Source organism: Deferribacterota bacterium, assembly GCA_034189185.1.
Taxonomy (GTDB): domain Bacteria; phylum Chrysiogenota; class Deferribacteres; order Deferribacterales; family UBA228; genus UBA228.
In genome coordinates this window covers 1-7,302 of record JAXHVM010000088.1, presented here as the reverse complement: position 1 = coordinate 7,302, position 7,302 = coordinate 1, and the positions used below count along the sequence as shown (strand labels likewise).

At 32.4% G+C, this 7,302-nt stretch carries 6 protein-coding genes; 1 reads left to right on the top strand and 5 read right to left on the bottom strand.

The genetic code is table 11. The annotated features are described in order from the left end of the window. The 3 genes from SVN78_06930 to SVN78_06920 all read right to left on the bottom strand — a co-directional run. Nucleotides 1–541 (bottom strand): beta-ketoacyl synthase N-terminal-like domain-containing protein (locus tag SVN78_06930; GenBank protein ID MDY6821339.1); only part of this gene is annotated, 541 nt, incomplete at its 3' end. A 2-nt stretch (nt 542–543) separates the two neighbouring features. Beyond that, on the bottom strand, nt 544–1,590 hold the full coding sequence (locus tag SVN78_06925) for a hydroxymethylglutaryl-CoA synthase (protein ID MDY6821338.1): 1,047 nt from the start codon (nt 1,588–1,590) through the stop codon (nt 544–546). 13 nt (nt 1,591–1,603) lie between these two features. Next, complete coding sequence (locus SVN78_06920; GenBank protein MDY6821337.1) at nt 1,604–2,767, bottom strand: acyl-CoA dehydrogenase family protein; 1,164 nt, start codon at nt 2,765–2,767, stop codon at nt 1,604–1,606. Nucleotides 2,768–2,978: 211 nt separating this feature from the next. Here SVN78_06920 and SVN78_06915 point away from each other — a divergent pair, with 211 nt between their 5' ends. Further along, a complete protein-coding gene (locus SVN78_06915; protein ID MDY6821336.1) occupies nt 2,979–4,706 on the top strand; it encodes a sigma 54-interacting transcriptional regulator in 1,728 nt (575 codons plus the stop codon). A 55-nt stretch (nt 4,707–4,761) separates the two neighbouring features. Here SVN78_06915 and SVN78_06910 read toward each other — a convergent pair whose 3' ends face one another. Both SVN78_06910 and SVN78_06905 read right to left on the bottom strand, forming a co-directional pair. Further along, nucleotides 4,762–6,552, bottom strand: coding sequence for an AMP-binding protein (locus SVN78_06910; GenBank protein ID MDY6821335.1), 1,791 nt, complete (start codon nt 6,550–6,552; stop codon nt 4,762–4,764). Nucleotides 6,553–6,716: 164 nt separating this feature from the next. Further along, nucleotides 6,717–7,166 carry an HIT domain-containing protein gene (locus SVN78_06905; protein MDY6821334.1) on the bottom strand — a complete coding sequence of 150 codons (450 nt, stop codon included), beginning with the start codon at nt 7,164–7,166 and terminating at the stop codon, nt 6,717–6,719. Nucleotides 7,167–7,302: the final 136 nt, after the last annotated feature.

Genomic DNA, 7,302 nt, shown 5'->3' with positions numbered 1-7,302 from the left:
GAGCCTTTGGATTGCTATAGGCATTTTCATGATTTTTTACAGAAACTTGCGACAATGCCCTTCTTGGCATATTAAATTCGTGCATATAACTCTTTGCTACTAATGCAAAAAGGGCTGGGAAGGTTACGCCCTGATAACCCTCATACTCCCTATCACCTGCAAGTGACAGAGAATAAACAGCCTCTGAAGTTACTACATCACTCATCTTTTCAATGCCTAATACAAGGCACACATCAGAGAACCCACTTGCTATCTCATTAAAGGCTGTCCTAAAAGCTACAGCACCTGAGGCACAGGCATTCTCTACTCTCGTTGATGAAAGGGGCACAAAACCAGTATAGTCAGCAACTAATGCGCCAATATGCTCCTGCTCAACAAATGTTCCAGCAGAAAAATTTCCTGTATATATAGAATCTATTTTATCAACTGCATTTGAATCTAAAGCTTCTATTACAGCAAGTGCAGCTAAATCCCTTAGAGAATAATCCCAGAGCATTCCATATTTAGTTTGACCAATTCCTGCAACAACAACATCTCTCATAACTAATCCTCCCTCATCTTTATTTTTCCTCTTAGAAAAGCATATGTAGCATAATCTACATACATCTTGTTATCTAAGTAATCCTTTAACAGTGGTGCATTTTTTCTAACCCTATCTAATCTATCAGTAACTTTTAATATAAATGAATCACTACCTGCCCCAGAACCAAAGGAAGTAACGAGAATAACCTCTCCTTCTTTAGCTATATCAAGCACTGCTACCAGACCTAATAATGAGCAACCAGAATATGTATTTCCAATATATGTGGCAATTAAGCCTGGCTCAAACTGCTCTTTTGAAAAACCTAGCATCCTTGAAGCTCGAAGTGGAAAGGCACCATTTGGTTGATGAAATACTGCATAATTAATATCCTTTGGCTCTATTTTAGCCTTCTTCATTATCCCCTTTGCTGATGATAGGGTATGATGAAAATAAGCAGGATAACCTGTAAAACTACCTGTGTGTGTAGGATACTCCTGACCATCTCTTCTCCAAAAATCGGGCGTATCGGTAGTGTAGGAATAAGTTTCTAATATTTCAGCTATAACATTATCACTGCCTATGATAAAGGCAGCACCTCCTGCAGCAGCTGTATATTCAAGTGCATCTTTTGGAGCACCTTGAGATGTATCTGCACCTATTCCCATAGCATATTTTACAAGATTTGCTTTTACAGCTGCATAACTTGTAAAAACAGCCTCACTACCTGCTTTACATGCAAATTCATAATCGGCAACATGTACCTCTGGCGCAATACCTAAAGCATCTGCAACAATAGTTCCAGAAGGCTTAACCGCATAAGGCGGTGATTCAGAACCAATATATAACGTTCCAACTTCACTGGGGTCAATCTCTGCTCTTTGAATAGCATTAAAACCTGCATGATATGATATTGTAATATTATCTTCATCTTTTGCAGGAACAGTTTTCTCTTTCACCATTAAGCCATCACTAATTGCTTTACTATCGTCACCCCAAACACGTGCTATCTCTTCCACTTTTATCCTTCTCTTTGGTATGTAACATCCATAACCACTAATACCAATCATAAAATAACCTCCTTTAAAAAGTTGTATAACCTTTTTCTATTTCTCTTGATATAATTAACTTCATCATCTCGCTTGTACCAGCCCCAATAGTATATAATTTTGCATCTCTCCAATACATCTGCGGCATAGTATCATCCATAAAACCAGTACCTCCCATAATTTGAATTGCTTCTTCTGCGCACTTAATTGCTGCCTCTGAAGAATGCAATTTAACAGCAGCAGTCGGGGCTCTTAATGCTCTACTGCCTTTATTTTTATTCCACTCATTTGCAAGGGTATATAAATAATTCCTATTTAGCTCTAATTGCGTAAACATATAAGACAATTTATCTTGTATAAACTGATACTTAATAATAGGACTCCCAAATTGTATTCTAAGGGCAGCATAGTCTGAAGCTACTTTTAAAGATCCTTTCATCATGCCAATGTTTCCACCTGACAAACCAATCCTTTCAACATCCAAACCTGACATCATAATATAAACACCATCACCTTCTTCACCTAAACGATTTTCTGCTGGCACCTCTACATTGTCAAAATGCACCTCCCCTGTGGGAGAAGCTCTCATACCCATTTTACTCAGTTTATTAACTGTAATATTGCCAAAACTCTTTTCTACAATAAAAGCAGATACGTTTCTCTTTTCACTTGTTTCATCAGTTGCGGCATATACAACAAAAATATCAGCATGTGGTGCATTTGTTATAAATGTTTTTGTTCCATTGATAATATAATAATCACCTTTTTTTACTGCTTTAGTTTTGGGATGGGCTGCATCACTACCCACTTCTGGTTCAGTTATGCATATTGAAGCAACTTTTTTACCTGTAGCTATATCTGGAATGTATTTCTCTTTTTGTGCTTTATTGCCTGCCCTGTTAATAACATTACCTGCTAATATAGTATGTGCTCCAAGGGTCATACTAATAGCAGGTGAATATATTGCCATTTCCTCCATTATAACAACAGCCAATAGTAGATCATCTCCCAGCCCACCTAGCTCACTATCTAACATAATACCTGTTAATCCAATTTCGCCCATTTTAGACCACAATTCATAGGGCATGTATTGTTCTGCATCCCATTTGAGGGTATCCTTAAACTCTTTCTCACAAAATGTTTTAACTGTCTCCATTATGTTTTTTGCTTCATCAGTTAACAAATTTTTTGAGATCATAGAAACCTCCATAGATAAAACTTATTTATATTATGCAAATCATATGCCACATTAATAAAGCTGTAAATACCCTTATAATAGCGTATTAAAAATATATATTGTTTACATATTATATAAAAAATAAATTTCTTATTATTATGTTGGTTTTATGTCTTTACATTTGTTTACTTTTTATACATAATATATATAAAACAGTTTAATATAAAATATTATGTTTAATATAAAATCTTACTTCTTAAATAATATCTATAGTTTAAAAATTGTTAGAATTGATAATAATTTTCCAGATAAATGTGACAAATTAAATTTAAATAATATTAACGTAAATATTCTTAAAAATATTAATAAATTAGAGGTAGAATTTTTACCAATTATAGATAAAGATAGCATACTTATTGGTTTATTAAAAACAAAGGATATAAAAATATCTTTAGAAAATAATCATGCTACAGTAAATATTATAAAAGATAATGTTAATATTCTAAATATAGATAATTTAACATCAATAGATGAATTAAAGATTTTTATAGAGGAAAAAAATATAAAAAATAATCATATCTATTTGGTTAATAGTAAAAAAAGATTAATTGGATATATACCACTATATTTTATAAATTTACTAAAAAATAATATATATTTTTACTATCTTACCTATACATTTAATCATATAAATGAGGCTATGATAATAATCGACAAAAACTCATATGTTCTTTGGGTTAATGATATTTATTGTAATTTATTGGGTGTACCCAAATATAAAATTATGGGGAAGTTTTTAAAAGATATTGAGCCTAATGCTATTATAATAAATGTATTAAAAAATGATAAAACAGTTAATAATTATCCAATATATATTAAAAGCTTAAAGAAAAAAGTTATTGCAAACATATTCCCTGTTAAGTTAAATAACGAGATTATAGGAGCAATATCATTGTTTAGTAGAGATAAGAATGACAATTTTAATGAGCACCTCTATTATAACCTAAAAAGTAATAAACATTTAATAGGTGAAAATAGATGCTTTAAAGAGGAAGTAGCTCTAGCTAAAAAGGTAGCCTGTACAGACGCGCCAGTTCTAATCAATGGAGAAACTGGAACTGGTAAGGAATTAGTAGCTTATTTTATACATGAAAATAGTATAAGAAAAAAGGGACCATTTATATCTATAAATTGTGCTGCTATACCTAAAGAGCTTTTTGAATCAGAGGTTTTTGGTTATGAACAGGGTGCTTTTACAGGTGCCAAAAACTCAGGGCATAAAGGTAAACTATATCAAGCAAATGGTGGCACCCTATTTTTAGATGAGATAAGTGAACTCGACATTTCAATGCAGTCTAAACTACTTAGAGTAACTCAAAATATGGAATATAGCCCACTAGGTAGTAACAAAACAATCAATGTCAATGTTAGGCTGGTTTCAGCTACAAATAGAAATTTAAATACATTAATTGATTCAGGGAAATTTAGAAAAGATCTTTATTATAGGCTTAATGTCTTTGAAGTAAACTTACCCCCCTTAAGGGAAAGAGATGATGATATCCTACTTCTTTCAAATTACTATCTCAGTATCTTTAATAAAAAATATTCACTCAAACTTACATTTGAGAGTAGCGTAAATGAAATATTAAGGAGATATAGTTGGCCAGGGAATGTAAGAGAGCTTGAGAATAGCATATATCATGCTGTTATTATCTCTGACGGTATCACTATAAAACCAAAAGACTTGCCAAAACACATATATGAAAATACCAATATAAAAAATTTACCTGATAAATTAAGCAGTATCGAAAAAAAAGAGATTATTAAAGCAATAACAAATTCAAATACTATAACAGAAGCTATAGAAAAACTGGGTATTAGCAGGAGAACATTTTATTTAAAAACAAAAAAATTTAATATTAATACTAGAGATACTACACTCAACCCCTCACAATTTTAAAGCAATACAATATCTTTAGAAAGAATAACATAATTGATATGTTTCTTAAACATATTTAACTTTTATAAAGATTTTTAAAGATCTTTGTCAATTCTTCTCTTATAACCTTACCCGTTGTTGTGAGTGGAAGAGAATCTCTGATTAATATTTTTTTAGGGATATTGTAAGGCGCCATATGTTCTCTACACCATTCTAGAAGATCCTCTTCTTTAACCTTACCCTGAAACTCTTCTTTAAGCTTCGCGAATGCAATAGGCACTTCCCCTTTTTTTGGATCACTTGTACCTATAACACCTGCCTTTTCTACTGAAGGGTGTTTAAGCAAAATAAACTCTATCTCCGAAGGATATACGCTAACCCCTGAAACCTTCAACATATACTTTTTTCTTGATATATAGTAAAAGAAGCCATTCCCATCGTACATTCCTATATCTCCAGTTAATAACCATCCATTTACGAATGACTTTTTCGTCTCTTCTAGATTTTCGAGATACCCCTCAACAAGAGATGGGGATTTAATGGCTATCTCTCCTCGCTCACCAAATGGCACTATTCTACCTCTTCCATCTACAATCTTTATTATTGTTCCTGGAGTAGGTATGCCACAAAAAATTCCACCATATTTCTCACTTTCCTTTATATCCATATCCTCTTTATGAAAACCAGAAACAAAGGTATCAAATGTGTGGGTCTCTGTTAACCCATAAGCAGCTTCATGAAGCAAAGCACCTGTCAACTTTTTCCACTTATCCCTAAGCTCTTGCGTAAGTGATTTCACAAAACTAGAGCCTGTGCAGGATACTAAAGATGTCAGATCATATTTACAAACATCTTGATAGTTTATGATCTCCCAGTAAAGGTCAAAGGGTGCATATACAGTTTTAATACTATACCTCTGGATAGCTTTGACTGCTGCAGTTAAATCCCATCTAACAAGTAATACAATTGTTGTGCCAGAAATAGTTGGGCCAACTACACCAATATCGTTTCCTGCTACCCAAAATATTGGCATAGCAGCCAAAACAACCTCTTCATTTTTCATCTTTAAAATAAAATTATTAAAATCTATTTGTTTTCCTCCATAATGTTCGACCAATATATCCGCATAACCAAATGTATGCACACATGCACCAGTATATATGATGTTCAAATGCTTGTGTAAAACACATTTTGGCAATCCTGTTGTACCACCAGTAAAATTCATTGTCGCGTAATCATCAATCTTGACTTCTATGTTTGATTTCTTCGACTGTGAATTCTGAAGAACATCAGACAAGTATATAGCCCCTTCTTGTCTCTGTAACCTGACTTTCATATGGGGATGTAAAGGTATATCAGGCTTGTGCGGAATAAATTTATCTATTGAGGTTGCGATAATTGTGCATTCTCTTGATAATTTTTTAACTATTCTACCTACCATCTGATAATTTGATTCAAGAACTAATAGGACTTTGGGCTTAGATAATTGTAAAAATTGCTCCAATTCTATTTCTTTCAGCATTGGATTCAATAGTGCACATACACCACCTACTTTTAATGTTCCGAAATAGGCTATGTAAAATTGAGGTATATTTGGAAGCAATAAAGCAACCCTATCTCTAGCAAATCCTGTGCTTGTAAGATAGTTTGCAAATCTATCACTTAGGTTATCAATCTCTCCATAGGATATCTTTCTACCATAATATATCAAATAAGTTCTTGACGGTTCTATTTCAGCATATTTTTCTAGATATTTATGTATTGGTATTTTTCCAAAAGGATATTTTGGTTCCTTGGGAAGTGATGGGTGTGGCCATATCTTTGTCCACTTCTCATTTAATTGGTTAATATATTCACACTCTTCCATTCTACTTCACCTTTTTCTCATATTATAATACAATTATATTTATTTTATTAAAATAAACAAACTAATGTTAAAAAATAAAATGTAATTTTTAAATACATTGATTTGCAATATCATTTTTCTAAAAATATAATATTTTATTAATAGATAAATCTAGGTCTCAAAATTTAAATCTTTAATCCCTTAAATTTTTCTTTCAACTGTCCATAAGTCTTATCGAGAAACTCATCTGGTAGTAACTTAAAAAGTGACTCCATCAATCTAAACATAAGATTATGGGGGTCATCCTCTCCAAATTCGGGCTGGAGAATAATATGAACATGATCAACTCTTCCCCCTCTTATTATTAAATCAACAAATTTAGGCTTATAACTTTCCTTAATAATGCTGGCTGCCTTTTTGGAAAGCACAAATAACTTTGCTGCTTCCTCGTCCTCAAGATCATGGTACCTTACAACATGTCTCTTAGGAATAGCAAGCATTCTCCCAGGAATTGGTTCATTACTATTAATAAAGAAGGCGCCACCTATATCAAGGATCACCATAAATTCTTCATCTTCATAAAGCTTTCTAGAGGGAGCTTCCCCTTTTGCTATCTTACAAAAAATACAATCCATAATTTTACCTCCACCATTTTAATACAAACAATTTGCTTCTACATATTTTTAAATATTTCAAACATAATAAATAAAGACCACTCTATGATTTCCTCTTTTTTATTCAGCAGCAAAAAAACTTGAATACATATTTCTC

Coding starts and splice junctions, on each gene's coding strand:
- SVN78_06925 (MDY6821338.1), bottom strand. CDS start 1,590: ATGATTGGTATTAGTGGTTATGGATGTTACATACCAAAGAGAAGGATA.
- SVN78_06920 (MDY6821337.1), bottom strand. CDS start 2,767: ATGATCTCAAAAAATTTGTTAACTGATGAAGCAAAAAACATAATGGAG.
- SVN78_06915 (MDY6821336.1), top strand. CDS start 2,979: ATGTTTAATATAAAATCTTACTTCTTAAATAATATCTATAGTTTAAAA.
- SVN78_06910 (MDY6821335.1), bottom strand. CDS start 6,552: ATGGAAGAGTGTGAATATATTAACCAATTAAATGAGAAGTGGACAAAG.
- SVN78_06905 (MDY6821334.1), bottom strand. CDS start 7,166: ATGGATTGTATTTTTTGTAAGATAGCAAAAGGGGAAGCTCCCTCTAGA.